Source organism: Methylobacterium amylolyticum (assembly GCF_030700245.1).
GTDB lineage: Bacteria > Pseudomonadota > Alphaproteobacteria > Rhizobiales > Beijerinckiaceae > Methylobacterium.
The window spans coordinates 32,203-59,172 of sequence record NZ_JAUYZI010000003.1 but is presented as its reverse complement, the minus strand read 5'-3'; the positions used below and the strand labels follow the sequence as shown (position 1 = coordinate 59,172).

Sequence of the window (26,970 nt, the reverse complement as noted above, 5' to 3'; positions counted from 1 at the left end):
TCGGGGCGGACGCGCTGGCGCGGGGCCCGGCACCGGAAGGCCCGGCGGCTTCGCGTCCGGCGGGCGGGAGGAGGGGCGGGGCTTTGGTCCAGCAATAGGGCGAAAGCGTGCCGCCGCCACCCCGCGCCGGCGCCCGCGCCGAACCCGCGGCTGTGGGTGCGTCGCCGCTTCCCGGGCGAAAAGCTTCACAAGGGTGTCACGCTGGGATTAGATTAAGCCCCGATGGACAGGGCCTTTTCGTCGTCACGCGAGAGGGCGCGGCCGGGGGCGTCACCGCCCCGGCCCGGCCGCGCACCGGATGCGACCGCCCCGACCGGCACCCCTCAGCGCCGGCCCCTCCCCCTGTTGCTCATCGCGAAGCAAACCCTGCCGCAACCCAGCCGGCGCCCCGGGCGCCGTCTCCCGCCGGGTGGCGACGCGCGGGCGGGCAGGCGTCCCGCGCGCCGCGCGCGCCAGAGATAGCCGGATACGAGTCGCGCCGATGATGGATCTCCAGACCCTCGTGCTCAACGCGGATTATCGGCCGCTCTCGTACAATCCGCTCTCGCTCTGGTCCTGGAAGGACGCCTTCACCGCGCTGTTCCTCGACCGGGTCACCCTGGTCGCGAGCTACGACATCGAGGCGCGCTCGCCCTCGCGCGCGCTCAAGGTGCCGAGCGTCGTGGCCCTGAAGAACTACGTGGCGCTCGCCCGCGCCCCGGCCTTCACCCGCTACAACATCTACCTGCGCGACGGCTTCAGTTGCCAGTATTGCGGCCTACGCCTGCCCTCGGGCGGCCTGACCTTCGACCACGTGATCCCGCGCTCCCGCGGCGGCCTGTCGAACTGGGAGAACGTCGTCTCGGCCTGCAGCCCCTGCAACCTGCGCAAGGCCAACCGCACCCCGGACGAGGCGGCCATGCCGCTGCTTAACGCCCCGCGGCGCCCGACCCGCTACGAGTTGCACCACCGCCAGCCCGAGTTCGACCACCGGCAGTACCACCACACGTGGCTCGACTACCTGTACTGGGACAGCGAGTTGGAGAGCTGAGAGCCGGGCGTGCCGCGTCGATGGCCGCGACGGAAGGCCTGCGCGCTACCAGACCGGCGCCCGGCGCGGCGGCTGGTTGTACATCGGCACCGCGTTGTTGCGCGGCAGGTAGCCGGAGATGATCGGGGGGCCGGGTGGCGGCGGCACCAGCGCGGGCGGCGGCCGGCGCTGGCGGAGCCGGCGGGGACCGGGATCCCCGAAGGGATCGTCCGCCGCCGTCGCCGCCAGGGGCAGGAGGCCGACGAGCAGGGCGGCGAGGCCGGCGAGCGCCCGGCGGGGTCGCGGCGCGCGGGCGGTCGTGGCTGGGCTCCGGGCGGGCATCTCAGGGGCTCCGGTTCGAGGGTTCGACCTCGCGCGCCGTCCTTGCGAGCGGAGCGAAGCCGTTCGGTCGCGCCACGTCCGCCGGCCGCGCGCCGCCCTGGGTCGCGTCGCTCCGCTCGCGATGACGTGCGGGTGCGGACACCCGGGCGGTCCGAGCGGTCACGGTTTCAGAACTTGACCGCCGCGCCGCCGCGGACGGTATTCAGATTGATTTTACGCCCATCGAAATTGTTCAGGAGCACGTACTGGTACTCACCGCGCAGCAGGATATTCGGGGTGACGGCATATTCAAGACCGACGCCTGCCGCGAAACCGGCCACCACCCTGGTGCGTGTCCGCGCCAGCAGGCTGACCGCCGGTGTCCCATCCGCTGGCGACGCGGGGTTGAAGCTCGTGTAGCCGAAGCGATCGACATACGTCGCATTACCCGCGAGCGTCGCGTTATAGGCCGTCAGACTATATCCGTAATCCCGATAGGCCACGGTGTCGGCGATGCGGGCACGGCCGATCGCCAAGCCGGCGGTCACATAAGGCATGAAGCTGCCGAGCACGTACCCGGCGCGGCCCCGTATCGTGCCGTAATCGTTGACCCGTGTTGCGCTGTATCCGTTCAGGCTTACCGTCTCAAAAAGGCCCGTGCTACTAGTTCCGAACCGACCGATTCTATCGCCGGACACCGCCATACGTCCAAAAGATGTGTAATCGCCTTCGATTCCGAATACGAACTGATCGAACTGCATATTGTAGCCTACGTACCCGCCGAAGGTCACGTCTCCGACGCGCGCGTTGCTCGGATTGATGAGCGTCGAAGCTCTAAAATCCGTTTCCGCCGTGGAGTCGTGGCTCCTCTGATAGATCAGAGACTGCAGCGTTCCCTTGGATCCCACCGCCGCGGACGTGTAACCCCCGTGACCGCCGAGATAGACGCCGCTCCAGTCCAGCACCGCGACCGGCGCCGGGTCGTAATCCGCGCCGCGCAGGTAATCGTAGTCGAGATCCGCGGCCCGGGCCGTACTCGCGGCGCCGAGGCCGAGGGCCGCCAGCAGCGACAGGGTGAGCGCACGCATCGGAACCGTCCCCGGCGTGTCCGGACTTGCACCTGATCGGACCGCCCGATCGTGATACCTGAGTAACCTTAATCAACCGTTCCGCGACCGGGGCCGTTACCATCCCGATACGGCCAGGCGGATCGGAAGAGGCCGGGGCGGACGCGCGCACGACCACGGACCCGGCGGGGGATGCCGGGCCCGCGCGGCCGGTCGGGGACGAGCTCGAGAGGCGGTCAGTTGCCGTAGGGGTTGGAGCCGACGCGGACGACGTCGCCGAAGCCCGGGATGTCGTAGCGCAGGCCGATCCGGAACTCGTTGGCGGCGATGTCCTTCAGGCGGGTGGCGTAGCCGTAGCTGTCGGCACCCGTCTTGATCGGGCCGAGGCCGACGTAGCGGTAGGCCGCATCGATGCTGAAGCCGTAGCCGACGGCGAAGGAGACGCCGGCGGTCAGCGCGTAGGCGAACGAGGCGACCGAGCGGCTCGGGCGGAGCACGGCGATGCGGGGGCCGATGCCCGGGGCGCCGTCGCAGGCGTCGACCGCGCAGGCGGTCTGGGTGAAGGCGCCGTTCACGTGGGTGTCGGAGAAGCCGATGCCGGCGCCGACATACGGGGTGAGCCCCCACCACGTGCCGAGGTCGGCGTAGGCGTTGAACAGGCCGGTCAGCACGTCCGCGCGGCCGGTCTCGATGTTGCCGCCCGTCGCGAAGGCCGAGCGCGAGGAGAAGCCCGCGAAGCGGCTCGATGCGCGCTGATCGATCGTCACGTCGAGGCGCAGCCACGGGGTGACGTGGTAGCCGACGCCGCCGCCGCCGCCGCTGGTGTCGTTCAGGCGCAGGCCGACGAGCGCCGGCCGGTCGGGGTCGTAGGTATCGGGCCGCAGGCCGTCGCTCGGCGCGTCGAAGAAGGTCCGCGTGAAGTCGCCGCGCAGGTACCAGCCGGTGCCGACCGGCTGCGCGACGACGACCGGCGGCGGCGGGGGCGGCAGCAGGTCCGCCGCGCCCGCCGTCACGGTCAGCGCGGCGAGGCAGGCGGGAACGAGGGCGAACGCACGCATGGATCGGTTTCCGACGCCGTGCGCGAAACACCCGCGCACATCCTGTCAAGACTGTAGACGCAAGATGTTATGAACGGCTTAACCCTAACGGTGCGTCACCGTGACCGTCGAACATTCCCCAAAACGCCAGCGGCGCGGAGGAAACCTCCGCGCCGCCGGCCGTCCGAACGTTGGGAATTGCGATCAGTACTTGCGGACCAGCGGGCCCGGGACCGGCTCCGGCATCAGCGGGGGCAGCGGCGCGGCGATGACGCCGCCGAGGTAGTAGCGCAGGCCGATCTTCACGTCGTGCGCCTCGATGTCCTTGATCTTCACGGACTGGAGCGTGCCGCAGCAGGTGCTCCAGCCGATCCCGGTCTCGACCTTGCCGAGGTTCAGGTAGCGGTAGGCCAGTTCGACCTTGAACGCGTCGGTGACGTTGTAGGCGAGACCGGCGTGGAGGGCCCAGGCGAAGCTCGTGGTGGACTTGTCCTTGTAGTAGGTGGTGCCGGTGGCGCTCTTGTACTGGGTGCTGCCGTCGGGGTTGTAGCTCGGCCCGTAGACGAACGACGGATGTCCCTTGCCGCCGCACTTGCACGAGTCGTAGTAGGGCGAATACCCGTAGACCGGGCTGTTGAAGCTCGAGTCGGTCTGGAAGCCGCTGACGTTGTTCAGCGCCACGCCGACGCCGCCGCCGATGAACGGGGTGATGCCGTACCACGTGCCGAGGTCGAAGTAGGCGTTGGCCAGGAACACGCCGGAATCGAAGTGACCGGTCGTCTTCTCGGTGCCGTAGAGGCCGTTGCCCCAGTCGTCGGTGCCGAAGTTGTAGTAGTTGCTGCCGCGCAGGCCGGTCGAGTAGCGGTACTCGGCGGTCACGTCGCCGCGGAAGAAGGGCGTGAACTGGTAGCCGACGCCCACGCCGGCGAAGCCGCCGCTGCCGATCGCGTTGCCGAAGGCGCGCTTGTCGCCGCCGCAGGTGTGGCAATCGTCGTAGGAGACGTACTTGGTCCGGTCGTAGATGCTCGCGCCGACGTCGCCGCGCAGGTACCAGCCGCCGCCGACCTCGATCGGCGGGGGCGGCGGGGGCGGCGGCGGGGGCGGCAGCAGGTCGGCGGCGGCGGCGAGGCAGGGCGCGCCGACGCTCGCAGCGAGCGTCAGGCTACGCACCAGCGCGGAGAGCTTGGAGCGGGCCATAGGATTCCTTCACTCGACTCGTGTGCCGGAAGCTTGCATGCCGGCCCAGGGGACGAAGCGGAGGATGACGGCAACGTCTTAAATCCGACTTAACGTTAAATGTTAGGCTTGCGGGGTCGCTAAACATCTGGCCGGATCGCGGTTCCCGGGCCGGTCTGCTGGGCTCCCGGCCGCTGAAGACCCTCCGGCGACAGTCGAACCGAGGCGATGCGCGCGATGGACGGACAGGCCTGCGGATCGGCGCGGGGACCCGCGTGAGCCCCGACGCGGTGCGCGCCCTGGCGCGGCTGCTGCCCGAAACGGTCGAGGGCGTGCACAGCGGCAACCCGGATTTCCGGGTCGGCGGACGGGTTCTGGCGACGCTGTGGGTCGAGGAGGCGCGGATCGTGCTGCGGCTGACGCCGGCGCTTCAGGAGGCGGCCTGCGCGGCCGGGCCGGACCTGTTCGCGCCCCTCGACGGCGCCTGGGGCCGGCGCGGCTGGACCAACCTCGACCTCGACGATTGCGACGACGAGACCCTGCGCGGGGCCCTGCTCGCGGCGTGGCGGACGACGGCGCCGCCCGACCTCGTCGCCGCCTACGTGGATCGCTGATCCCGGTCGGCCGTGGCAGCGCGCGAACGCCGTTCGAGCGCCGAGCCGCCCGGAACGCGAACGCCGCGCATGCGCGCGCTCAGGCGGCGGCCCGGGCCACCGCGTCCACCACCTCGTCGACCACCTCGGCGACGAGGCCGCGGTCGTCGCCCTCGGCCATCACGCGGATCACCGGCTCCGTGCCCGACGGGCGGATCACGAGGCGGCCGCCCGCCCCGAGCCGCTCGCGCGCCTGCTCGATCGCGGTCACGACGCTGTCCTGGCGCAGGGGCTCGCCGGAGCGGTAGCGGACGTTCTTGAGGATCTGCGGCAGCGGCTCGAAGCAGTGGCAGACCTCGCTCACCGGCCGCCCCTGCCGCTGCACGACGCCGAGGAGCTGGAGCGCGGCCACCAGCCCGTCGCCGGTGGTGGTGTAGTCCGACATGATGATGTGGCCGGACTGCTCGCCGCCGAGGTTGTAGCCGTGCTCGCGCATGTGCTCCAGCACGTAGCGGTCGCCGACCGCGGTGCGGGCGAGGCCGAGGCCGATCCCGCCGAGGAAGCGCTCCAGCCCGAGGTTGGACATCACCGTGGCGACGATGCCCGGCTGCGTCAGCCGCTCGTCCTCCTTCCACGAGCGGGCGACCGCGGCCATGAGCTGGTCGCCGTCGACCACGTGGCCCTTCTCGTCGACGATCAGCACCCGGTCGGCGTCGCCGTCCAGCGCGATGCCGATGTCGGCGCGGCGCTCGCGGACCTTCTCGACCAGCGCCGAGGGGGCGGTGGAGCCGACGTCACGGTTGATGTTGAAGCCGTCGGGCTCGGTGCCGATGGCGATCACCTCGGCGCCGAGCTCCCACAGGGTCTCGGGGGCAACCCGGTAGGCGGCGCCGTTGGCGCAGTCGACCACGACGCGCAGGCCGTCGAGGGTGACCTGCCGCGGCAGGGTGCGCTTGGCGAACTCGACGTAGCGGGCGTGGACGCTCTCGATGCGCTTGGCCCGGCCGAGATCGCCCGAGGCCGACAGGCGCCGGTTCAGCTCGGCGTCGATCAGCGCCTCGATCTCGCGCTCGATCGCGTCGTTGAGCTTGAACCCGTCGGGGCCGAACAGCTTGATGCCGTTATCCTCGTAGGGGTTGTGCGAGGCCGAGATCATCACGCCGATATCGGCGCGCATCGAGCGCGTCAGCATCGCCACCGCCGGGGTCGGGACCGGTCCGAGCAGCAGCACGTCCATGCCGACCGAGGTGAAGCCCGCCACGAGCGCGGTCTCGATCATGTAGCCGGAGAGCCGGGTGTCCTTGCCGATCACCACCCGGTGGCGGTGGTCGCCGCGCTGGAACACGAGGCCGGCCGCCTGACCCACCTTGAGGGCGAGTTCGGGGGTGATGACCCCGTTGGCGCGGCCGCGGATGCCGTCGGTCCCGAAATACTTGCGCAACGTCGCTTCCCCGGTGCCGGGCCCGAAGGCCGAGGCGAAGTCTAGCAGATGTCCGGTCCCGGCCGGATGCCCGGGTATCGGCATGGTGAATCCGGTGCTCCGCGACAAAGGCGGTCGAAATGCGGCCGGGATCGGGGCCGGGCCTACAGGATCCGCGGCAGGGTCGATGCCAGCAGGGCGACGCCCGAGACCGTGAGGAGGCCCAGGACCAACCTGCGGAACGCCGCCTGACTGATGCCGAGGTAGACCCGCGTCCCGAGGACGGTCGGGATCAGCATGGCGGGCAGCACCATCGCGAGCATCGGCAGCGCGGCGGCGGTGACGAGGCCCGAGGCGAGGTAGACGGCCATCGTCACGGTGAGCATCGCGAGGTTGAAGTTCTGGATGACCGCGCGTTGCGTGTCGCGCTCGTAGCCGCGCAGCGTGCACCACAGGGTCGGCAGCGTGCCCGCGAAGCCGCCGAGGCCGCCGAGGAGGCCGCCGCCGAGGCCGACCACGGCGTCGGCGACCCGCCCTCCGGCCGTCACCCGCGGCAGATCCTTCGCGAGCAGCATCGCCGGGCACCAGACCACGAGCAGGGCGCCGAGGATCGCCTTGAACCAGTCCGTATCGAGGCGCGGCAGCAGAAGCACGCCGAGCGGGATGCCGACGAGGCCGCCGAGCACGAAGGGGGCGAGGCGGCCGGGGTCGAACCCGCGCCGGACCGTGAGGGCGGCGACCACCTGCCCGGTGAGGGCGCCCGCCACGGCCAGCACCGCGGCGAGCTTCGGGTCGATCACCCAGGCCCAGAACGACATCGCGACGAGGCCGAAGGCGAAGCCCGACAGGCCCTGCACGAACCCGGCCGCGGCGGCGCCGAGACCGACGATACAGTAGATCGCGAAGGACATCCTGGGGCCCGCTCGTCGGCCTGGGAGGGCCTGCGCCGCCGATCTCGCCGATTTCCCCGCGCGCGGCCGAGCCCGATAGCGGGGCCGCCGCGCCGTTCGGGGGACAGGCGCCCGGGATCGTCACCGGACGGCACCCCCGGGACCGGCTGCGGACGGAAAAGGGGCGCCTCTCGGCGCCCCTTCCGAATTCCATCGCGCGTCGCCGACCTCAGGCCTGCGGCTGCGGCTCCAGCCCGCCGTCGTTCTCCTTCGGCCGGCCGCGGCCGGCGGAGGGGACCGAGGAGCCGCGGGCCGGAGTCGGCGGCACGTCGCCGCCGTCGCGGACCGGGGGCTGGCCCTTGATCAGGTTGCGGATCTCCTCGCCGGTCAGGGTCTCGTACTCCAGAAGGCCCTGGGCCAGGGATTCGAGGTCGTCCTTGTGCTCCCCGAGGATGCGGCGCGCCTCCTCCAGGCCGGCCTCGACGAGGCGGCGGACCTCGGCGTCGATCTTCTGGGCGGTGGCCTCCGAGACCGATTGCTGCCGGCCCATCGACATGCCGAGGAAGACCTCGTCGTTGTTGTCGCCGTAGGCCACGGTGCCGAGTTCGGGCGAGAAGCCCCAGCGGGTGACCATCATCTTGGCGAGCCGCGTCGCCTGCTCGATATCCGACTGGGCGCCCGACGTGACCTTCTCGCGTCCGAAGATCATCTCTTCGGCGATGCGGCCGCCCATCATGATGGCGAGCCGCGAGGTCATCTGCTCGTAGCTCATCGAGAGCTTGTCGCGCTCGGGGAGTTGCATGACCATGCCGAGCGCCCGGCCGCGCGGGATGATCGTCGCCTTGTGGACCGGATCGGTCGCCGGCACGTTCAGGGCGACGATGGCGTGGCCGCCCTCGTGGTAGGCGGTGAGCCGCTTCTCGTCCTCGGTCATCACCAGGGTGCGCCGCTCGGCGCCCATCATGACCTTGTCCTTGGCGTCCTCGAACTCGTGCATCGTGACGATGCGCTTGCCGCGGCGCGCGGCGAGCAGCGCGGATTCGTTGACGAGGTTCATCAGGTCCGCGCCCGAGAAGCCGGGGGTGCCGCGGGCGATGGTCTTCAGGTCGACGTCGGGGGCCAGCGGCACCTTGCGGACGTGGACGCGCAGGATGCGCTCGCGGCCGGTCACGTCCGGGTTCGGGACCATGATCTGGCGGTCGAACCGGCCGGGACGCAGCAGCGCCGGGTCGAGCACGTCCGGGCGGTTGGTCGCCGCGATGATGATGACGCCCTCGTTGGCCTCGAACCCGTCCATCTCGACGAGGAGCTGGTTCAGGGTCTGCTCGCGCTCGTCGTTGCCGCCGCCGAGGCCGGCGCCGCGGTGGCGGCCGACGGCGTCGATCTCGTCGATGAAGATGATGCAGGGGGCGTTCTTCTTGGCCTGCTCGAACATGTCGCGCACGCGGCTGGCGCCGACGCCGACGAACATCTCGACGAAGTCCGAGCCCGAGATGGTGAAGAACGGCACGTTGGCCTCACCCGCCACCGCGCGGGCGATGAGCGTCTTGCCGGTGCCGGGCGGGCCGACGAGCAGCACGCCGCGCGGGATCCGGCCGCCGAGGCGCTGGAACTTCTGGGGGTCGCGCAGGAACTCGACGATCTCCTGGAGATCTTCCTTCGCCTCTTCCACGCCCGCGACGTCGTCGAAGCTGACGCGCCCGTGCGCCTCGTTCAGCAGCTTGGCCTTCGACTTGCCGAAGCCCATGGCGCGGCCGGCGCCCGACTGCATCTGGCGCGAGAGGAAGATCCAGGCGCCGATGAAGACGAGGATCGGCAGCCAGCTCACGAGGAGCTGGATGAACCAGGGCGTGTTGTCGGACGGCGGGCGTGCGGTGATCTGCACGCCCTTGCCCTGGAGCTTCGAGACGAGGCTCGGGTCGTTGGGGATGTAGCTCGTGAAGTTGCCGCCGCCGACATAGGTGCCGGACACGTCCTGGCCGGAGATCACCACCGACTGGATCTTGCCGGAATCGGCGTCGTTGAGAAGCTGGCTGTAGGCGATCTCGCTGCCGCCGCCGCGATGTCCCGGGTTCTGGAACAGGGTGACGAGGGCGAGCACCAGCAGGAAGATGACGACCCACAAGGCAAAGTTGCGAAAATTCGGGTTCATCGATCAATCCCTGGCGCGTGCGGTCCCCCGGGCGTCCTTCTCGTGAAGGAGCGCCGGCTCCTCCGAGCACGCCCCGCCAATGTAGGCGTGGGGCTCCCCCTTGCCAAGTAAGTCGGGTGCCGCCGGGACGCCGTCGCGCCCGACATCGCGCCCCATGGGTAACGCGCCGGGCGCGGAGCGCCGGGGCGGGGCGGGCGCGAGTGTCAGGGTCCCGCGGGCATCGGCCGCGACCACGAGTCCCGCCAGGGTGCGGCGCACCGCCTCGCCCCGGCGCAGGGCCGGCAGCAGCGCCCCGAGGACGAGGGCTTCCAGGCGCTCCAGGCGGCGCGGGGCGGCGCCGGCCCGGGTCATCGCCCGGTCGAGGCAGCGCAGGGCCACCGCCTCGGGCAGCGCGGCGAGCATCCCGCCGTCGAGCCGCAGGGGGGCGTCGGGTCCGAGCCGCGCGGCCTCCAGGGCGCGCCCGGCGGCCTCGGTCAGCGCCGCCTCGTCGCGGGCGGCGCGCTCGGCCAGCCGGGCGAGGCGGGCGGCGGTCAGCCCCTCGGCCTCCAGGGCGGACCGGGCGGCGCGCAGCCGCGCGCGGGCGAAGCGCGGCTGCGCGTTCGAGGGATCGCGCACGAAGGGGATCGCGCGCGCCTCGCACCACGCCACGAGGGCGGCCTTCGGCAGGGCGAGGAAGGGCCGCCCGAGGCCGATCCCGGGGGCGAGCGGGCGCTCGGCCCGCATGCCGGCGAGGCCGGCCGGGCCGCTGCCGGCGCAGAGCCGCAGCAGCACCGTCTCGGCCTGATCGTCGCGGGTGTGGGCGGTGAGGACGCGGTCGGCGCCGACCGCCGCGGCGTGGGCGGCGAGCAGCCGGTAGCGGGCCGCGCGGGCCGCCTCCTGGAGGCCGGTCGCGGGTTTCGTGGCCGTCCAGGCGAGGGTCGCGTGCGGCAGGCCCAACGCCGCGGCGGCCCGGGCAACCGAGGCGGCCTCGGCGGCGGAATCCGGACGCAGGCGATGATCGACCGTGGCGACGTGCGCGGACGCGCCGAGGGCGGCGGCGGCGTGCATCAGGGCGGTGGAATCGGGGCCGCCGGAGACGGCCAGCAGCGCCGCGCCCCCGCGGGCGGGGGCGAGCCAGGGGGCGAGCGCGGCGAGGACGGGATCGGAGGGACCCGCGTCCCCCCGCCCGCTCACGCGGTGCAGCGGGCGCGCTTCTGCTCGCGCGCGACGCCCTGGCGGACGGTGGCGGCCGCGTTCGGGAACTTGCGGTCGAGTTCGGCCAGGGTGGCGCAGGCCTGCTCGCGGGCGCCGAGAGCGGCGAGCGAGACGCCGAGCTTCAGCATCGCGTCGGGGGCCTGGGTCGAGCGGGCGTAGTCGGTGGAGACCTTCAGGAACTGCTCCGCCGCCTCGCGGTTGCGGCCGCGGGCGAGGTAGCTCTCGCCGAGCCAGTAGGTGGCGCCGGGCACCCGGCCGTCGCGCGGGTGCGACTGGAGGAACTGGCGCAGGCCCATCTCGGCCTGTTCGTACTGGCGGTCCCGGACGAGGTTCACCGCGGCCTCGTAGTCGGCGGACGGGTCGCCGCTGCCGGTGGCCGCCACGCTCGCGGCGCGGTCGGGCGGGGCGATGGCGCCGGTCACGCCGGTGCGGGCCGGGGGCCGCAGGTCGACCGGCTCGTCGTAGCCGCCCGCATCCGCGTCCTCGTCGTCGATCGCCGCCTGCGGCAGCGGCTGCGCCGGCGGCGGCTCGTAGGCCTGCCGGGCGAGCGGGGTCGAGGGCTGCGTGGTGCCGAGCTGCCGCGGCGCCCCGGGGGCGCCGGGGGCGTTCTCCGGGTCGAAGGCGTCGCCGCGCCGCTGCGGCCGGGGGGCGCCGTTCCCGGGATTGACGCCGTCCACCGCGCCGGCCGGCGGCCGGGAGGCGGGGGCGGGCGACTGCGCCGCGGGGGCGCCCGAGGCGTTGCCCTTGCCGCCCTTGCCCTCGTTCAGCCGGTACTCGACGTCCTCCTGGAACTTGCGGAGCTGCTCCTTGAGCTGCCGGTTCTCGTACTGGAGGGTCTCGATCTGCCCGGCCATGACCCGGGTCTGGCTCTCGATGCGCCCGAGCCGCACGACCAGCTCGGAGGCGTCCTGCGCGGCGGCGGGGCTGGCGAGGAGCGCGGCGCCAAGGGCGGTGGCGAGCGCGAGGCGGGTGCGGAGACGGGCGGGCATGGCGGGGCTGCGGTCCGGTGGCGGAGAGGCGGCCCGATCCGGCATCGGACCCCGCGTCTCCAGGTCCCGCTGTCGCGCCCGCCGGAGAGGGTTCCGGGGCGGCCGCGACGCGCGGGCCCCGTCAGATGCGCCCGTGCCGCGGCGAAACTGCGGCGCGGCGGGATCTTTCCGGTCCCGCCGTTCCCGGTCCCGCCGCGCCGGCCGGGTCAGGCGCCGGCGCCCCGGTCGAGGACGATCACCGCCCGCCGGTTCTGCGACCAGCAGGAGATGTCGTTGCACACCGCCACCGGGCGCTCCTTGCCGTAGGAGACCGTGCGCATGCGGCTCGCGGCGATGCCGCGGGTGGCGAGGTAGTCGTTGACCGCCTGCGCGCGGCGGGCGCCGAGGGAGAAATTGTACTCGCGGGTGCCGCGCTCGTCGGCGTGGCCCTCGATGATGAAGGTGTAGCGCGGGTAGCGCTGCAACCACGCCGCCTGCTTGTCCAGGATCGCCACCGCGGTCGGGGTGAGGTCGGTGGAGTCGGATTCGAAGAACACCCGGTCGCCGACGTTGACCACGAAGTCCTGCGCGCTGCCGGGCACCCCGGCGCCGCCGTTGAGGCCGCCGCCGAGAGCCGAGGCGTCGGCGAGGTTCTTGTCGTTGCTGCACGCGCCGAGCCCGAGGGCGGCGCAGAGCGCGAGGCCGAGGGCGGCTGTGCGCAGGGGCGTGCTGCGCGGGGCAGTGGCGCTGGGGCGCAGGGGCATGGTCGAATAACTCCTCGCGCGGGGCCGAAGGCCGGCTGCGGGTCTTCGAGGGGGGTCCGCGTCGTTCCGAGCGCCGTTCCTAGGCGCGGTTGGTTAAGCCCGGGTTCCGCCGGGGCGGGCAGGCCCGTCCCTGGCACCCCGTTCCGGCCCGCGGCGTGCGGCGACGCACCCGCGGCTCCCGCTGACGCGCCCGGATTGCGGCCCCAGCGGGGCGGGGCCGACGGGCGCCGCCGTTTCGGCCGGCCGGGTTGCACCGGCGCAACAGGCCCCGGCGTCCCCGGCTGGGACAGTCGTTAAGGAAATCTCAACCCTGTTCGCCCCTGGATTGCATGGATCGCAGACCCGGACACCGCCATGCCCCGCGCCCAGTGCGTGCTCATCGTCGAGGACAGCTACCTGCTGCTCGAGATCATCGCGAGCCTGTGCGAGACGCAAGGGATCCGGGTGATCGAGGCCTCGACCGGCGAGGCGGCCCTGACGATCCTGCGCGAGCGCGGGGACGAGATCGACTGGCTGTTCACCGACATCAACCTGCCGGGGCTGATCGACGGCTGGACGGTGGCGACGGCCTACCGGGCGATGCATCCCGACCGGCCGGTGGTCTACACCTCGGCGGATGCGGGCCGGCGCGGCCGGGGCGTGCCGGGCAGCCTGTTCCTGCGCAAGCCGTTCCAGGTGCGCGAGGTCAACCAGACCGTCCGGCTGATGGTCCAGGGGCTCGCCGACGCGCCGGTGCGGGCGGCGGGCTGAGGTCTCACCCGCCCCGGAACAGCGCCACGAGCTCGGGGGCGCCGAGCCACGTCTCCACCCGCGGGCAGTGCCGGTCGGCGGCGGGCGTCGCGTCGTAGAGCGAAAAACTCGCGGCGAGGAAGCCCGGCAGGTCGTAGAGGCGCGGGAAGCCGTCGCCGCGGGGCTTGGTCTTGAACAGGTACGAGCCGGTCAGGCCGAAATGCTCGGCGACCGCCGGGTAGACCGGCCAGACCACGTCGTGGGCGAGTTCGTCGCCGAGATAGTCCTCCACCTCCACCGGCTCGGGCTCGATCCCGCTCTCGCGCAGCAGCCGCCGGGCGATGTCGCCGATCACGTGGGCCTTGGGGTGGTTCATCACGTGCATGAAGGCGCCGCGGCGCGCCCAGCGGGTCAGCTCCCGCTCCAGGCCGAAGCCGGTGCCGGCGGCGGACGCCACCAGCTCGCGCGTCGCCGGGTCCCAGTGGTCGAGATAGCCGAGCCGGGCGAACACGTCGGCCCGGTACAGGCCGGCGGTGCGGGGCACGTCGAGCCCGAGGCGGTGGGCGCACAGCGCGATCGCCGAGTGGTACTGGCCCAGCGGCGAGGGGGCGAGCTTCAGCGCCGCGAGGTCGGAGGCCTGCCCGGCATAGACCACGTCCGGGTGGAAGGCCGAGAACACGATCGCCGGGAACAGCCTGAGCCGGGGCTCGCGCGCCTGGAGGGCCGCGCTGTCGCCGCCGGGGATCAGCCCGGCGGGGAAGGTCTGGCTGAAGACGTGGGCGTGGGCCTTGAGCGCGCGGGCGAGACCGTCGAGCTGGCCGTGGTCGCGCTTCAGGGTGCCCATCGGCAGGTAGCGCACGGGGCTCTTCGGGGCGAGCAGCCGCATCGCCTGCGCGACGCCCCGCGCCTGGCAGTTGCCGAGCACGGCGATGGACGGGCCGGTGCGGTCCGACGGCTCGCGGCCGCGCGTTCGCCACGCTGTCGCCCAGGATGGCGCCGAGAGTGTGAACGCGCTGCGGGCGCGCCGGGGCAGGTCGTTCAGGGCCACGTTGCGCGCCGGTCCCAGCGGAGGGCGGGCAGGCCGCCGCCGTGATGGAGAAGGTTCGAAGATGGCGTTGAATCCGTACACGGGTCTACCGGCCGAGCGATTCTGGCGCAAGGTCGTGACCAACGTGCCGCCCTTCGCGGTCAACCCGCACCCGAAGGACAGCTTCGTCATCGGCCCCACCGACAAGGTGGCGACCGGCGGCTCCTGCTTCGCGCAGCGGGTGGCCGAGGCGGTGCGCGGGGCCGGCTTCAACTACTACCTCACCGAGCCGCCCGCTCCCGGCATGAGCGCCGAGGAGGCCAACGCCCGGCAGTTCGGCACCTTCTCGGCCCGCTACGGCAACCTCTACTACACGCGCCAGTTCGTGCAGCTCTTCGACCGGGCCTACGGCCGGTTCGAGCCGGAGCTGAAGGCGTGGACCCGCGACGACGGCCGCTACGTCGACCCGTTCCGCCCCACCGTCGAGCCGGACGGCTACGCCAGCGAGGCCGAGGTGATCGCCGCCCGCGACGCGCATCTGGCCGAGGTGCGCCGTCTGTTCGAGACGCTGGACGTGTTCGTGCTGACGCTCGGGCTCACCGAGGGCTGGCGCTGGCGGGCCGACGGCGCCGCCCTGCCGCTGGCGCCGGGCGTGGCCGGCGGCACCTTCGACCCCGACCTCTACGAATGCGTCAACGCGGGCGCGGCGGAGGTGCTCGGCGACCTCAACGGCTTCCTCGACCGGCTGTGGAGCGTGAACCCCAAGGCGCGGGTGATCTTCACGGTCTCGCCGGTGCCGATGATCGCCACCTACATGGACCGGCACGTGATGGAGTCGAACAGCTACTCCAAGTCGGTTCTGCGGGTGGCGGCCGGCGAGGTGGTGGCGCGCAACGATCCCCGGGCGGTCTACTTCCCCGCCTACGACATCGTCACCAGCAACGTGAACGCGGGGCGCTACTACAACGAGGACCAGCGTACCATCAACGACGCGGGCGTGCGCCACGTGATGCGCCTGTTCCTCTCGACCTTCGCCCGGGACCGCGCCGCCGCGCCGGTCCAGGCGCCGGTCGACCTCGCCGCCGAGTTCGAGGGCAACGCCGGCGTGATCTGCGACGAGGAGGAGATCGAGCGCAGCGTGGCCTGAGGGTTTGCCTCCGGGGGCGCGTTTCGTGCAGGGAGATCCGCACCCGAGACGCTCCCCCGGAGACATCCTTTGAGCCAGCCCCGCCGGCCCGACCACGCCATCGACCCGATCTTCGTCGAGCGGCACAGCCCCCGCGCCTTCACCGGAGAGGCCCTGCCCGAGGCCGAGCTGATGCGGATGATCGAGGCGGCGCGCTGGGCGCCCTCGGGCTACAATTCGCAGCCCTGGCGCTTCCTCTACGCCCTGCGGGACGACGCCAACTGGGAGACGTTCTTCGGCCTGCTCGTGCCCGGAAACCAGAAATGGGTGGCGGGCACCGGCGCGATCCTGTTCCTCGTCTCGAACGGCCGGATGAAGGTCGGCGACGAGCTGAAGCCCTCCTACAGCCACTCCTTCGATACCGGCGCGGCCTCGCTGGCCTTCCAGCTCCAGGCGAACCGCCAGGGCTGGCACGCCCACGGCATGACCGGGTTCGACCACGCCCGCGCCCCCGAGACCCTGCGCCTGCCGGAGCACCACCGGGTCGAGGCCGCCTTCGCCGTGGGCCGCAAGACGCCCGAGGCGGAGCTGACCGAGGAGCAACGGCCGCGCGAGGCGCCGAACGGCCGCCGTCCGATCACCGATTTCGTCCACGCCGGACCGTTCCCGGCCTGACCCGGGGCCGGCCGGCGGCGCGGGGCTTGCGTCGTCGGCGTGCACTGCGGGGCCTCGCGGGGAAACCCGCCGCGTCCCGACCGTTTCTTTCGAGGTTGGGACGGCGGATCCGGGCGGCGCGGCGCCCTGCGCAGGATCGGGGGATGTTCATGAGCGGCACCGACTTCATCGACGCGGGCGGTCTCGACCACGCCTCCGGCCTCCAGGCGATGGCCGACCGCCACGGGGTCGGCATCGACGCGGTGCGCCATCTCGTGCACGCACTCGAGCGCGGCGGCGGGACGATGGCGCAGTTCGACCATCCGGACCTCGGCGGGATGGGCCAGTGGTTCGCGGGCGGCATGACCATGGTCGGCCGGATGTTCGACGACGGCCTGAAGGCGCGGGTCAACGCCCTGTGCAACGAGCTGGCCGCCGCCCTGCCGGCGGGCGGCTTCTCCGAGGCGACCCCCGTCGCCTCGGGCCGTGGCGAGTGGTGGCCGGCCGACCTCGGCCGGCCGTCGAGTTCCGGCTCGCAGAACGGGCTGCGCTACGCCTACTTCCCCGAGAGCCGGCGGCTCGCCGTGGATTCCGGCGCGGGCGTCGCGCTGTACGACACCGGCGAGCACAGCATCTCCGGGGTGTCGCAGGCGAACGGCGTCCTCGGCTTCACCGGTCCCGGCGGCGCGGTCGCCCTCGACCGCCTGCGCCGGATCGAGGCGGAGAGCGCCGCGCCGCGGCAGGCCGACCCGGCCGCGGCGCCGCCGGAGCAGCCGCCCGCACCCGCGGCCAACCCGCCGGGCTCGGACACACCGGGGGACGTCCTCGCCACGATCGAGCGGCTGGCCGCGTTGCACGCCCGGGGCGTGCTCACGGCGCAGGAGTTCGCGGACAAGAAGGCCGAGCTGCTGGCGCGCCTGTAGACGCGCCGCGCACCGGCGCGCGGCGCGCAAGAAGTCCCAAAAAGATCAGGCGATGCCGGCGCGCAGCAGGTCGTGGACGTGCAGGATGCCGACCGGCCGGCCGTCGTCGACGGCGAAGACGGCGGTGATGAGCCGGCGGTTCATCAGCTCCAGCACGGCGCTCGCCAGCTTGTGCGGCTCGACGGTGATGGGATCGCGGGTCATCACCGTGCGGACCGGCGTGTCGAGGAGCGCCGGGCCCATGTGGCGGCGCAGGTCGCCGTCGGTGACGATGCCCACGAGCCGGCCGGCGCCATCGGCGACGCCGACGCAGCCGTAGCGGCGCGCGGCCATCTCGATCAGCACCTCCGACATCAGCGCGTCCTCGCCCACCAGCGGCATGTCGGCGCCGTGCATGAGCTGCTGCACGGTCTTGAGGCGCGCGGCGAGCGTCCCGCCGGGATGGAGGGTGCGGAAGCGGGCCGAGGTGAAGCCGCGCCGCTCCAGCAGCGCCACGGCGAGCGCGTCGCCGAGCGCGAGCTGGATCAAGCTGGAGGAGGTCGGGGCGAGGTCGTGCGGGCAGGATTCGCGCACCCGCGGCAGTTCCAGGAGCACGTCCGCCGCCCGGCCGAGCGTGCTCGCGCCGTTGCGGGTGATGGCGATCAGCGGGATCGAGAAGCGCCGGGTGAAGCCGACGAGGTCGGACAGCTCGGCGGTCTCCCCCGACCACGACAGCGCGATGATCACGTCGTCGCGGGCGATCATCCCGAGATCGCCGTGGCTCGCCTCGGTCGGGTGGACGAAGAACGCGTGGGTGCCGGTGGAGGCCAGCGTCGCCGCGAGCTTGCGGCCGATATGGCCGCTCTTGCCGATGCCGCTGACGATCACCCGGCCCTTGCCGCCGAGGATCAGCTCGACCGCGCGCTCGAACGCCTCGCCGAGCGGCCCCTCGAAGGCGGCGCTTGCCTCCTGGAGGGCGGTGATGCCCATCTGGAGGCTGCGCACGCCCATGTCGCGGGTGATATCGCGGCGGCTGTCGCGGTTGGCCGAGACGGGGACGGGGAAACTGTCGTCGAGGAGCGCGGTCGCGGCGGATGGCGTCATGTCGTCTCGTCTTGCACCCTCGGCGTCCGCGCGGGCGGCGCGGGCCGCCGGCCCGGGGTGCGACGCTTAGGCAGGCGGCGTGGCCGGATTGTGACCCGGGGGGTGCCGTTGCCCGCGGCCGCGGACCGGCGCATGGTGAGGCCCGATCACGAGAAATCCCGCGCCGGGTGTCCCATGACGATCCGCTTCCCCGAACCCGATCAGACCGTCATCGACCGCCGCGAGGCGATCGTCGCGGGCCTGCGCCCGCTGGTTGCGGCGGAGGCGCTGATCGTCTCGGAGGACGAGCGCCGGGCCTTCGAGACGGACGGGCTCACCGCCTACCGCAAGATGCCGCTGGCCGTCGTCCTGCCCTCCACGACGGAGGAGGTCGCGGCGGTGATGGCCTACTGCCACGCCAACGGCGTGCGGGTGGTGCCGCGCGGCGCCGGTACGTCACTGGCGGGCGGGGCGATTGCCCAGGAGGACGCGATCATCCTCGGCGTCGCCAAGATGACCCGCGTCCTCGACCTCGACTTCGCCAACCGGACCGCGCGGGTGCAGAGCGGCATCACCAACCTCGCGATCTCCGGGGCGGTCGCCCACGAGGGCTTCTTCTACGCCCCCGACCCGTCGAGCCAGCTCGCCTGCACCATCGCCGGCAACATCGCGATGAATTCGGGCGGCGCCCACTGCCTCAAGTACGGGGTGACGACCAACAACCTGCTCGGCGTCACCCTGGTGATGAACGACGGCACGGTGGTCCAGATCGGCGGCGACCATCTCGACGCCCCCGGCTACGACCTGCTCGGCCTGATCTGCGGATCGGAGGGGCAGCTCGGGGTCGTCACCGAGGCGACCGTGCGCATCCTGCGGGCGGCCGAGGGCGCGCGGCCGGCGCTGATGGGCTTCTCCCGGGTGGAGGACGCGGGCGACTGCGTCGCGGCGATCATCGCGGCCGGCATCATCCCCGTCGCCATCGAGTACATGGACCGCGAGGCGATCCTGATCACCGAGGATTTCTCCGGGGCCGGCTATCCGCGCGACGCCGAGGCGATGCTGATCATCGAGGTCGAGGGCTCGGACGACGAGTGCACGGCGATGCTCGCCCGGATCGAGGCCATCGCCGGGGACTTCCGGCCCACCAGCCTGCGGGTCTCGCGCTCTGAGGCCGAGTCGGCGGCGATCTGGAAGGGCCGCAAGTCGGCCTTCGGCGCGACGGGCCGGATCTCCGACTACATCTGCATGGACGGCACGATCCCCACCGGCCAGCTCGGGCCGGTGCTGGAGCGCATCGGCGCGATCTGCGCCGGCCACGGGCTGCGGGTCGCCAACGTGTTCCACGCGGGCGACGGCAACCTGCACCCGCTGATCCTGTTCGACATCAACAAGCCCGGCGAGTTGCAGAAGGCGGAGGCCGCCGGCGACGAGATCCTGAAGCTCTGCGTCGAGGTCGGCGGCTGCCTCACCGGCGAGCACGGGGTCGGCATCGAAAAGCGCGAGCTGATGCGCTTCCAGTACGCCCAGGCCGACCTGGAGCAGCAGATGCGGGTGAAGGCGGTGTTCGACCCGGACTGGCTCCTGAACCCGGCCAAGGTCTTCCCGCTGGAGGGTCGTCTGGCGGCCTGAGCGGGCACGGACGGCGCGGTCCGGGACCGATCGTGAAAGCCTCCCGGACCGTCACCGCCCGGGAGCCGGCAGTCGCGCGGTGCCCGTGAGAGAGCCGGGAGCCGTCAGGCGGCCTCGACCGTCTTGCGGCCTGCACGGTCCTTGACCGCGGCGGTGGCGGCGGCCTTGCGGCGGCTGCGGGCGGGGGCGGACGGCGCCTCCTCGACCTCGGGCTCACCCTCATCCGCCGTCGCGCCGCCGCGTCCGGGCTGACCGAGGCCGAGGCTCTTGGCGAGCGCCGAGCGCTGCGCCGAGTAGTTGGCGGCGGTGGTGGGGTAGTCGGCCGGCAGGCCGTAGCGCTCGCGGTAGCTGTGCGGATCGAGTCCGTGCTTCGTCAGGTGACGCTTGAGGGTCTTGTACGACTTGCCGTCGATGAAGCTGATCAGGCCGTCGGGGCGGATCGACTTGCGGACCTGCGCGGACGTCGGCTTCTCGACGGTCTCGGCGCTCGGGGCGACGGAACCGGAGGCGATCGCGTTCAGGGCTTCGTGCACGCTGACGATCAGCGCCGGCAGTTCGGCAGTCGGAATGGAGTTGTTCGAGACGTAGGCGGCGACCACGTCCACCGTGCGCTCGATGTAGTCCAGTTGCGATGTCGGTGCGATCTCGGACATTCGTGATTTCCTCGCTCTCTTTCCCGGGCGAAAGGTCCCCTCACGCCCGAGTTATGGGGACTGGAAAAAAAAGCAAGTTTTTTTGCGACCTTTCCTGTGATCAGACCAAAGTTAATCCAAACCTGTTCTACCGGCTTCGCGTCTTGCGGTTGCATAGGTGGGCAGTGGCGGGATGATCTCGCAACGGCCGACGCACGAAACCTGAGCGCCCCTCGAAACGGCGTTTTTGCAGCCGGGAGAGACCGTTACGACCGCAGCGAATGACCGGAATCCAGGTCCTGGACCGGTCCTCGGCACGGACGGCACAGTCATCCCAAAGTGGATTTTCCGCCGTCCAGGCATTCGCGGACGATCGCGTCCGCACCTGCGTCATTTACGCTCGCCGTCCGCGGTCGTGCGGGTGCGCAAGCCTCCCCTTCGGGGGCGCGGGACTGGGGTGCGGCGACCGAATCGGCGGCGGGGCCGGAGGATGGCGGGTTGCGCCTCAGCGGAACGTCTTGCGCGGGTCGAAGGCGTCGCGCACCGCCTCGCCGGCGAAGACGAGCAGGCTCAGCATCGCGGCGATGACGACGAAGCCGGTGAGGCCGAGCCACGGCGCCGTCAGGTTGTCCTTGCCCTGCGCCAGGAGTTCGCCGAGGGACGGCGAGCCCGGCGGCAGCCCGAAGCCGAGGAAGTCGAGGGAGGTCAGGGTGGTGATCGAGCCGTTGAGGATGAACGGCAGGAAGGTCAGCGTCGCCACCATGGCGTTCGGCAGCAGGTGAACGGTCATGATGCGCAGGTTGGACAGGCCGAGCGCCCGCGCCGCCCGCACGTACTCGAAATTGCGCGCCCGCAGGAACTCCGCCCGCACGACGCTGACCAGCGCCACCCACGAGAACAGCAGCATGATCCCGAGCAGCACGAAGAAGCCCGGGGCGATGAAGGCCGAGATGATGATGATCAGGTAGAGGGTCGGGATGCCGCCCCAGACCTCGATGAACCGCTGGAAGGCGAGATCGACCCAGCCGCCGAAATAGCCCTGCACCGCCCCGGCGATCACGCCGATCACCGAGGAGACGGCGGCCAGGATCAGCCCGAACAGCACCGAGATGCGGAACCCGTAGATGACGCGGGCGAGCACGTCGCGGGTGGTGTTGTCGGTGCCGAGCCAGTGCCAGGGGATGTCGGCGCAGGTCGAGCCGCCGAGTTTCTCGGCGACGGGCTTGCACTGGGCGTCGGTGAGCATCCAGGTCGGCGGCGACGGGGACGGGGTCGGCAGGTCCTGGTTGATCGTGTCGTAGGCGAACGGGATCGGCGGCCAGACCGCCCAGCCGTTCTCCGCGATCTCCTTGCGGATCTCCGGCGAGTTGTAGTCCGTGACCGCGAGGAAGCCGCCGAACTTCTCCTCGGGGTAGTTCACGAGGACGGGGAACAGCCACTCGCCCTTGTAGGACAGGAAGATCGGCCGGTCGTTGGCGATCACCTCGGCGAACAGGCTGGTCACGAACAGGGCGACGAAGACCAGGAACGACGCGTAGCCGAGGCGATTGCGCCGGAAATTGTCGAGCCGGCGCCGGTTGAGCGGCGACAGGCCCCGCCCCTGCGGCGGCGCGGGCGGCGCCCCCTCGCCGGGGCGCAGGACGATCGGCTGGGCGCCCGGCATCGGCGCGGGGACGACCTCGCCGTCCGGGGGGCGGGGGATCTCGTTCATGGGCGCCCCGCGAGCGGGGAAGCCCGTCGCACCACGGCCCACCCTCCCCCCACTGCGGGGGAGGGTGGGCCGGCCGTCAGGCCGGGTCGGGAGAGGGGAGCGCCGCTTCCGAGAAGGACGCAGCAGGCGCCCCATCCCGAACCGTCGCGCTGCCCCTCTCCCCCCCCGCTTCGCGGAGTACCCTCCCCCGCAGAGGGGGGAGGGAGGACGAGGCGCGTTGGAAGGGCCGTCCCGGAACCCAAGAAGATCAGCCGTCGAGCCGGGTCGCGGTGCCCTCGATCTCGCTCGGCCGCAGGCCGCCGCTGCGCTCCAGCCAGCGGCGCAGCAGGCGGACGTTGCGGCGGTTGGCCTTGAAGGCGGCGTCGAAGATGTCGCCGGCGATCGGCACCGCGCCGAGCATCCCGTCGAAGGCGACGTTCATCGCCATCCGGGCGATCAGCCAGCGCGGGGCGCCCAGCCGCTTGGCCTCGTAGACGATGAAGGAGGAGATCACCATGCCGGCCACGTCGCCGATCACCGGCACGAGGCCGATCAGCGCGTCGAACCCGACCCGCCGGTTGATGCCCGGGATCACGAAGGCCGTGTCCATCAGGTGCGCCAGCGTCTCGAGCCGGGCGAGGCTCGCCTCGCGGCCGAGATCGGCCGAGAGGAACGGCGGACGGCCGCCGGGGAAGGCCCGGCCGTCCGGGAACGGCTTGGCGCCGGCACGCTGGGAGAAATCCATCGTCGGAATCCGTGCGGAGGCTGTCATGCACGACGATGTGGCCCCCGCCCCGGTTCCCCGCAAGGACGCCGCCGCACGGGAAGCCGGCCGGCATCAGGCGGCCCTCCGGGCGAGGCCGGCCAGACGGCCCAGGGCCGCGTCGAGGGTGGCGTCGGCCTTGGCGAAGCACAGGCGGACGAGGTCGCGCACCCCGCCGTCCGGGTAGAAGGCGCTGACCGGGATCGCGGCGACCCCGTACCGGGCGACCAGCGTCTCGCAGGCGGCCGCGTCGTCGCCGAGGCCGAGCCCCGAGATGTCGACGTTGAGGAACCACGTCGCCCGGGCCGGCAGCACGCGGAAGCCCAGCCCCGTCAGGCCGTCGGCCAGCCGGTCGCGGGAGCGGGCGTAGTCCGCGCGCATCGCGTCGAACCACGCGTCGGGCTTCCCGAGCCCGTAGGCCACTGCCTCCTGGAGGTTCGGCGGGGTGGTGAAGGTGAGGAACTGGTGCGCCTTGGCGAGCCCGCGCATCAGACGGGCATCGGCCATCACGAATCCGACCTTCCAGCCGGTGAGCGAGAAGATCTTGCCGGCCGAACCGATCTTGACCGTGCGCTCCCGCATCCCGGGCAGCGCCATCAGCGGGATGTGACGGGCACCGTCGAACACAACGTGCTCCCACACCTCGTCGCAGACGGCGACCGCATCGTGGGCGCGGCAGAAGCGGGCGAGCAGCGCGAGGTCGTCGTGCCCGAACAGGGTGGCGCTCGGGTTCAGGGGATTGTTGAGCACCACGACCCGCGTGCGGGGGGAGAAGGCCGCGGCCAGGGCCGCCTCGTCGAGGCGGAAGGCGGGGGGCTTCAGCGACACGATCCGCGGCACGCCGCCGGCCCGCCGCACCAGCGGCAAGTAGGCGTCGTACATCGGCGCGAACAGCACCACCTCGTCGCCGGGCTCGATCAAGGCCAGCAGGGCGCCGGCGAGCGCCTCGGTGGCGCCCGAGGTGACCATGATCTCCGCCTCGGGGTCGAGGTCGAGCCCCTGGTGGCGGGCGTAGTGCGCGGCCACCGCCTGCCGCAGCGCCTGAAGCCCCATCATCGGCGGATACTGGTTCCAGCCGTCGCGCAGGGCCTGCGCGCCGCGCTCGCGCACGTCCAGGGGACCGGGATCGTCGGGGAAGCCCTGGCCGAGGTTGATCGCCCCGTGCTCGCGGGCGAGCCGCGACATCGTCTCGAACACCGTGGTCGGCAGGTCGGAAAAGACCGGGTTCATGCCGGTCGCGGTGCGGGGGTGGGGCTCATCCGGGCGCTGTAGCACGCCGCCGCGCGCGGGCGGAATGTGTCCGTGGGCTCCCGCGCACCGGATGGCTGACGCCGATCGCGTCGGCATCGCGCCCATCCCCGGTCAGGCGTCGAACAGATCGGCATGCGACCCGGTCCGGACGAGGTGCAGTTCGTCGCCGACGACGCGATAGATCAGGATCCAATCCGGCTCGATATGCGCGTCGCGATAGCCCTTCCAGTCACCCTTCAGCGGATGGTCCCTGTAGCTTGGCGGCAGCTCCTCGCCCGCGAGCAGGAGCAGCAGCAGAGCCCGCAGCCTCCCCAGATCCTTGCCCCGCCGCTCCGCGCGCTTCACGTCCCGCCGGAACGGGCCGGAGCGGATGGGCGTGCGCACGTCAGAGGCCCAGATCCTCGAACAGCGCCTCGGCCGAGCCGAAGCGCTCCCCCCCGCCCTTTTCCAGTTCGGCCATGGCTCGACGCGTGGTCGCGTTCGGGACCTTCACCGGAAAGGGGAGCGCCTTGTCGGATGCGACGCGTACCATGAGCAGACGGATCGCGTCGGAGATCGACAGCCCCATCGCGGCCAGCGCCTCGGCGGCCTGCTCCTTCGTCGCCGCATCGATCCGGGCCCGAACCACGGTATCCGTCGCCATGCCTCGCCTCCCGCCATCGACGCTACAATGTAGCTACAAACGAAGTTATAGCACGCCCAGAGGTCGCTGCGAAGCCGTGCTGCAGCGCGTTCAACCGATCGAGACATGGGAGCGCATGGCGACGTCCGATCCACGAAATGTGCGCCGACGCACAGACGCGCCGCGATGCCCGAATGCGACGGCTGACGATTATTGACATTCATCAGCCGTGACGTACCTTCCGATCACGGCCGGCGCGGCGCTCGCAACCGGCGGGGCTCTGCCCCCTCGCTCCGCCTCTCGCGGTGCGCCGCACCGGTCCCTATAGAGGGCCATCGACCCCAGGGTCGGTGGCCCTTTCTCGTCCGCGGGACGCCGATGCGCACCTGCTTCCTCCTCGCTGCGGCGATCACCGGTCTGGGCCTCGCCCTGCGGCTCGCGATGCCGGTGACGCCGGTGGACGATCCGTTCCGCGACGTTCTGCGCGCCTACGCGAACACGGGCAGCAACACGGGCGAAACCCGGGCGCCCTAGTCACGGCGCATTGCCCGAGCACGGTGCCCGGGCCATCGAGCGGGCGGGCCCGCGATACGCAGTGGTCCGGGCGCATCGTTCCGGTCCCGTACAGCACCACACCCCATATTGGGGGCCGGACGCATCTCCACCGGGGCGGGAGGGGATGCGGGCCGGGAGGCGCGGAAACGAGGGATAGAGTCGCGGCCGGTCGCGGAGGCGCCCGGCCTGTGCTCTAGTCAGGCATGAACGAGAGTTCACCGATCCGCACCGACACGGCGCGGGCCTACAAGCCGGCGGACGCTCCCGCACGGACCAAGCGGCGGTTCCGGCCGATCCGCTGGCTGCTGCTGCTCGTCCTGCTCGCCGGCGCGGGGGCGATCGGCCACCGCTGGTACGAGGCGCGGGTCGAGCCCGGCGCCGGGCCGGCCGCCGCGCACCGCGGCGGCAAGGGCGGCGGCCGGCGCGGCGGGGCGGACATGCCGCAGGCGGTGGGCATCGCGCCGGTGACGACCGGCGACATGCCGGTGGTGCTCCAGGGCCTCGGCACGGTCACGCCGCTCGCCACGGTGACGGTGAAGTCGCAGATCAGCGGCTACCTCACTGCGGTGAAGTTCCGCGAGGGCCAGACGGTCAAGGCCGGCGACGAACTCGCCCAGATCGACGCGCGGCCCTACGAGGCGTTGCTCGCCCAGTACCAGGGCCAGCTCGCCCGCGACCAGGCGCTGCTCCAGAACTCGAAGCTCGACCTCCAGCGCTACCAGACGCTGAACCGTCAGGACTCGATCTCGAAGCAGAACGTCGACACGCAGGGTGCGCTGGTGAAGCAGAACGAGGGCACGGTCGCCGCCGACCAGGCGCTCGTCGACCAGCAGAAGCTCAACATCGCCTACGCGCGCATCATCGCGCCGGTCGACGGCCGGGTGGGGCTGCGGCAGGTCGACCAGGGCAACTACATCTCGGCCGGCTCGACCAACATCGTGGTGGTGACGCAGCTCCACCCGATCTCGGTGGTGTTCACCCTGCCCGAGGACGACGTGAACCGGGTGATGCGCCGGGTGCGCGCCGGGGCCAAGCTCGACGTGCGCGCCTACGACCGCGGCGACGCCCACCAGATCGCGGTGGGACGCCTCGACACGGTCGACAACCAGATCGACACGACCACCGGCACGGTGAAGCTGCGCGCCCTGTTCGACAACGGCGACGACGAGCTGTTCCCGAACCAGTTCGTCAACGCCCGGCTGACGGTCGACACGGTGAAGGACGCCGCGCTCGTGCCGAACGCGGCGATCCTCCAGGGCACGCCCGGAACCTACGTCTACCTGATGGACGGGGACAAGAAGGTCGTCGTCCGCCCGATCAAGACCGGGGAGACCGACGGGACCAACACGGTGGTGGTCTCCGGCCTCAAGCCCGGCGACCGCGTCGTCACGGACGGCACCGACCGGCTGAAGGACGGGGCGGACGTGCGGATCACGGACGGGGCGCAGGCGTCCGCGGCCGGCCACCCGGCCGGTGGGGCGGACGCCGCGGCGCAGGACGCACCGCAGCAGGGGGCCACGCAGGGCGCGCCGGCCGCCGGTCCATCGGCTGGCCAGGAATCCGGCAAGGAGACCGGCAAGGACACGAGCCAGGAGGCGGGCAAGGACGCGGTCAAGGAGGGCGGTCGCAGGCGGCACCGTCAGGCGCCGTGAGGTCCGCAGTACGAACATCCGACCCGCGCCACGCCCTTCCCTCCCCCCTCTGCGGGGGAGGGTA

General features: G+C 72.0%; 27 protein-coding genes. 9 read left to right on the top strand and 18 right to left on the bottom strand.

Annotation, left to right across the window (positions count from 1 at the left end):
* The first annotated feature begins 481 nt into the window (after window positions 1-481).
* Window positions 482-1,030 (top strand): HNH endonuclease, encoded by a 549-nt coding sequence (locus Q8W71_RS03390; RefSeq protein ID WP_305523915.1) that lies wholly within the window; start codon window positions 482-484, stop codon window positions 1,028-1,030.
* A gap of 45 nt (window positions 1,031-1,075) precedes the next feature.
* Here Q8W71_RS03390 and Q8W71_RS03385 read toward each other — a convergent pair whose 3' ends face one another.
* The 4 genes from Q8W71_RS03385 to Q8W71_RS03370 form a co-directional block, all read right to left on the bottom strand.
* Complete coding sequence (locus Q8W71_RS03385; RefSeq protein ID WP_305523914.1) at window positions 1,076-1,351, bottom strand: hypothetical protein; 276 nt, start codon at window positions 1,349-1,351, stop codon at window positions 1,076-1,078.
* 167 nt (window positions 1,352-1,518) lie between these two features.
* Window positions 1,519-2,418 carry an outer membrane protein gene (locus Q8W71_RS03380; RefSeq protein ID WP_305523913.1) on the bottom strand — a complete coding sequence of 300 codons (900 nt, stop codon included), beginning with the start codon at window positions 2,416-2,418 and terminating at the stop codon, window positions 1,519-1,521.
* 215 nt (window positions 2,419-2,633) lie between these two features.
* On the bottom strand, window positions 2,634-3,455 hold the full coding sequence (locus Q8W71_RS03375; RefSeq protein ID WP_305523912.1) for an outer membrane protein: 822 nt from the start codon (window positions 3,453-3,455) through the stop codon (window positions 2,634-2,636).
* A gap of 183 nt (window positions 3,456-3,638) precedes the next feature.
* Window positions 3,639-4,631, bottom strand: coding sequence for an outer membrane protein (locus tag Q8W71_RS03370; RefSeq protein WP_305523911.1), 993 nt, complete (start codon window positions 4,629-4,631; stop codon window positions 3,639-3,641).
* Between the two features lie 254 nt (window positions 4,632-4,885).
* Between Q8W71_RS03370 and Q8W71_RS03365 the strand changes: the two genes are divergently transcribed.
* Window positions 4,886-5,224 (top strand): MmcQ/YjbR family DNA-binding protein, encoded by a 339-nt coding sequence (locus Q8W71_RS03365; RefSeq protein WP_305523910.1) that lies wholly within the window; start codon window positions 4,886-4,888, stop codon window positions 5,222-5,224.
* Window positions 5,225-5,303: 79 nt separating this feature from the next.
* On the opposite strand, the gene glmM is transcribed toward Q8W71_RS03365, so the two are convergent.
* The 6 genes from glmM to pal all read right to left on the bottom strand — a co-directional run bounded on the left by glmM (window position 5,304) and on the right by pal (window position 12,591).
* Window positions 5,304-6,644, bottom strand: a complete 1,341-nt coding sequence (glmM, locus tag Q8W71_RS03360) for a phosphoglucosamine mutase (protein ID WP_305524076.1) — start codon at window positions 6,642-6,644, stop codon at window positions 5,304-5,306.
* Window positions 6,645-6,787: 143 nt separating this feature from the next.
* The gene (locus Q8W71_RS03355) at window positions 6,788-7,534 is read right to left on the bottom strand and encodes a sulfite exporter TauE/SafE family protein (RefSeq protein ID WP_305523909.1); all 747 of its coding nucleotides are present in this window, start codon (window positions 7,532-7,534) and stop codon (window positions 6,788-6,790) included.
* A 208-nt stretch (window positions 7,535-7,742) separates the two neighbouring features.
* Window positions 7,743-9,665, bottom strand: a complete 1,923-nt coding sequence (gene ftsH, locus Q8W71_RS03350) for an ATP-dependent zinc metalloprotease FtsH (protein ID WP_305523908.1) — start codon at window positions 9,663-9,665, stop codon at window positions 7,743-7,745.
* 3 nt (window positions 9,666-9,668) lie between these two features.
* The gene (tilS, locus tag Q8W71_RS03345; RefSeq protein ID WP_305524075.1) at window positions 9,669-10,712 is read right to left on the bottom strand and encodes a tRNA lysidine(34) synthetase TilS; all 1,044 of its coding nucleotides are present in this window, start codon (window positions 10,710-10,712) and stop codon (window positions 9,669-9,671) included.
* A gap of 122 nt (window positions 10,713-10,834) precedes the next feature.
* On the bottom strand, window positions 10,835-11,848 hold the full coding sequence (gene ybgF / locus Q8W71_RS03340) for a tol-pal system protein YbgF (protein ID WP_305523907.1): 1,014 nt from the start codon (window positions 11,846-11,848) through the stop codon (window positions 10,835-10,837).
* 206 nt (window positions 11,849-12,054) lie between these two features.
* Complete coding sequence (gene pal / locus Q8W71_RS03335) at window positions 12,055-12,591, bottom strand: peptidoglycan-associated lipoprotein Pal (RefSeq protein ID WP_305523906.1); 537 nt, start codon at window positions 12,589-12,591, stop codon at window positions 12,055-12,057.
* 354 nt (window positions 12,592-12,945) lie between these two features.
* On the opposite strand from pal, the gene Q8W71_RS03330 reads away from it, so the two are divergent.
* Complete coding sequence (locus Q8W71_RS03330) at window positions 12,946-13,341, top strand: response regulator (RefSeq protein WP_305523905.1); 396 nt, start codon at window positions 12,946-12,948, stop codon at window positions 13,339-13,341.
* A 4-nt stretch (window positions 13,342-13,345) separates the two neighbouring features.
* Here Q8W71_RS03330 and Q8W71_RS03325 read toward each other — a convergent pair whose 3' ends face one another.
* Window positions 13,346-14,368, bottom strand: coding sequence for a WcbI family polysaccharide biosynthesis putative acetyltransferase (locus Q8W71_RS03325; RefSeq protein WP_305523904.1), 1,023 nt, complete (start codon window positions 14,366-14,368; stop codon window positions 13,346-13,348).
* Window positions 14,369-14,429: 61 nt separating this feature from the next.
* Here Q8W71_RS03325 and Q8W71_RS03320 point away from each other — a divergent pair, with 61 nt between their 5' ends.
* The 3 genes from Q8W71_RS03320 to Q8W71_RS03310 all read left to right on the top strand — a co-directional run bounded on the left by Q8W71_RS03320 (window position 14,430) and on the right by Q8W71_RS03310 (window position 17,050).
* On the top strand, window positions 14,430-15,494 hold the full coding sequence (locus Q8W71_RS03320; RefSeq protein WP_305523903.1) for a GSCFA domain-containing protein: 1,065 nt from the start codon (window positions 14,430-14,432) through the stop codon (window positions 15,492-15,494).
* A gap of 69 nt (window positions 15,495-15,563) precedes the next feature.
* On the top strand, window positions 15,564-16,148 hold the full coding sequence (locus tag Q8W71_RS03315; RefSeq protein WP_305523902.1) for a nitroreductase family protein: 585 nt from the start codon (window positions 15,564-15,566) through the stop codon (window positions 16,146-16,148).
* Between the two features lie 149 nt (window positions 16,149-16,297).
* Window positions 16,298-17,050 carry an SHOCT domain-containing protein gene (locus Q8W71_RS03310; RefSeq protein WP_305523901.1) on the top strand — a complete coding sequence of 251 codons (753 nt, stop codon included), beginning with the start codon at window positions 16,298-16,300 and terminating at the stop codon, window positions 17,048-17,050.
* A 45-nt stretch (window positions 17,051-17,095) separates the two neighbouring features.
* Here the strand turns inward: Q8W71_RS03310 and Q8W71_RS03305 are convergent, their stop codons facing one another.
* Window positions 17,096-18,133: a KpsF/GutQ family sugar-phosphate isomerase gene (locus Q8W71_RS03305; RefSeq protein WP_305523900.1), complete on the bottom strand. Its 1,038-nt coding sequence runs from the start codon at window positions 18,131-18,133 to the stop codon at window positions 17,096-17,098.
* Window positions 18,134-18,307: 174 nt separating this feature from the next.
* On the opposite strand from Q8W71_RS03305, the gene Q8W71_RS03300 reads away from it, so the two are divergent.
* Window positions 18,308-19,741 (top strand): FAD-linked oxidase C-terminal domain-containing protein, encoded by a 1,434-nt coding sequence (locus Q8W71_RS03300; RefSeq protein WP_305523899.1) that lies wholly within the window; start codon window positions 18,308-18,310, stop codon window positions 19,739-19,741.
* A 104-nt stretch (window positions 19,742-19,845) separates the two neighbouring features.
* On the opposite strand, the gene Q8W71_RS03295 is transcribed toward Q8W71_RS03300, so the two are convergent.
* From Q8W71_RS03295 to Q8W71_RS03270, 6 genes are all read right to left on the bottom strand, one after another.
* Complete coding sequence (locus Q8W71_RS03295) at window positions 19,846-20,394, bottom strand: Ros/MucR family transcriptional regulator (protein WP_305523898.1); 549 nt, start codon at window positions 20,392-20,394, stop codon at window positions 19,846-19,848.
* Window positions 20,395-20,878: 484 nt separating this feature from the next.
* On the bottom strand, window positions 20,879-22,084 hold the full coding sequence (locus Q8W71_RS03290) for an ABC transporter permease (protein ID WP_305523897.1): 1,206 nt from the start codon (window positions 22,082-22,084) through the stop codon (window positions 20,879-20,881).
* A gap of 247 nt (window positions 22,085-22,331) precedes the next feature.
* Entirely contained in the window at window positions 22,332-22,808 is a 477-nt protein-coding gene (locus Q8W71_RS03285; protein ID WP_305523896.1) for a DUF4112 domain-containing protein, read from the bottom strand.
* A 93-nt stretch (window positions 22,809-22,901) separates the two neighbouring features.
* Window positions 22,902-24,056 carry an aminotransferase gene (locus Q8W71_RS03280; RefSeq protein WP_305523895.1) on the bottom strand — a complete coding sequence of 385 codons (1,155 nt, stop codon included), beginning with the start codon at window positions 24,054-24,056 and terminating at the stop codon, window positions 22,902-22,904.
* A gap of 132 nt (window positions 24,057-24,188) precedes the next feature.
* Window positions 24,189-24,461 carry a type II toxin-antitoxin system RelE/ParE family toxin gene (locus Q8W71_RS03275; protein WP_305523894.1) on the bottom strand — a complete coding sequence of 91 codons (273 nt, stop codon included), beginning with the start codon at window positions 24,459-24,461 and terminating at the stop codon, window positions 24,189-24,191.
* Window position 24,462: 1 nt separating this feature from the next.
* A complete protein-coding gene (locus tag Q8W71_RS03270; RefSeq protein ID WP_305523893.1) occupies window positions 24,463-24,720 on the bottom strand; it encodes a type II toxin-antitoxin system RelB/DinJ family antitoxin in 258 nt (85 codons plus the stop codon).
* A 357-nt stretch (window positions 24,721-25,077) separates the two neighbouring features.
* Between Q8W71_RS03270 and Q8W71_RS03265 the strand changes: the two genes are divergently transcribed.
* Window positions 25,078-25,233: a hypothetical protein gene (locus tag Q8W71_RS03265; protein WP_305523892.1), complete on the top strand. Its 156-nt coding sequence runs from the start codon at window positions 25,078-25,080 to the stop codon at window positions 25,231-25,233.
* A gap of 224 nt (window positions 25,234-25,457) precedes the next feature.
* The gene (locus Q8W71_RS03260) at window positions 25,458-26,906 is read left to right on the top strand and encodes an MdtA/MuxA family multidrug efflux RND transporter periplasmic adaptor subunit (protein ID WP_305523891.1); all 1,449 of its coding nucleotides are present in this window, start codon (window positions 25,458-25,460) and stop codon (window positions 26,904-26,906) included.
* Window positions 26,907-26,970 lie beyond the last annotated feature (64 nt).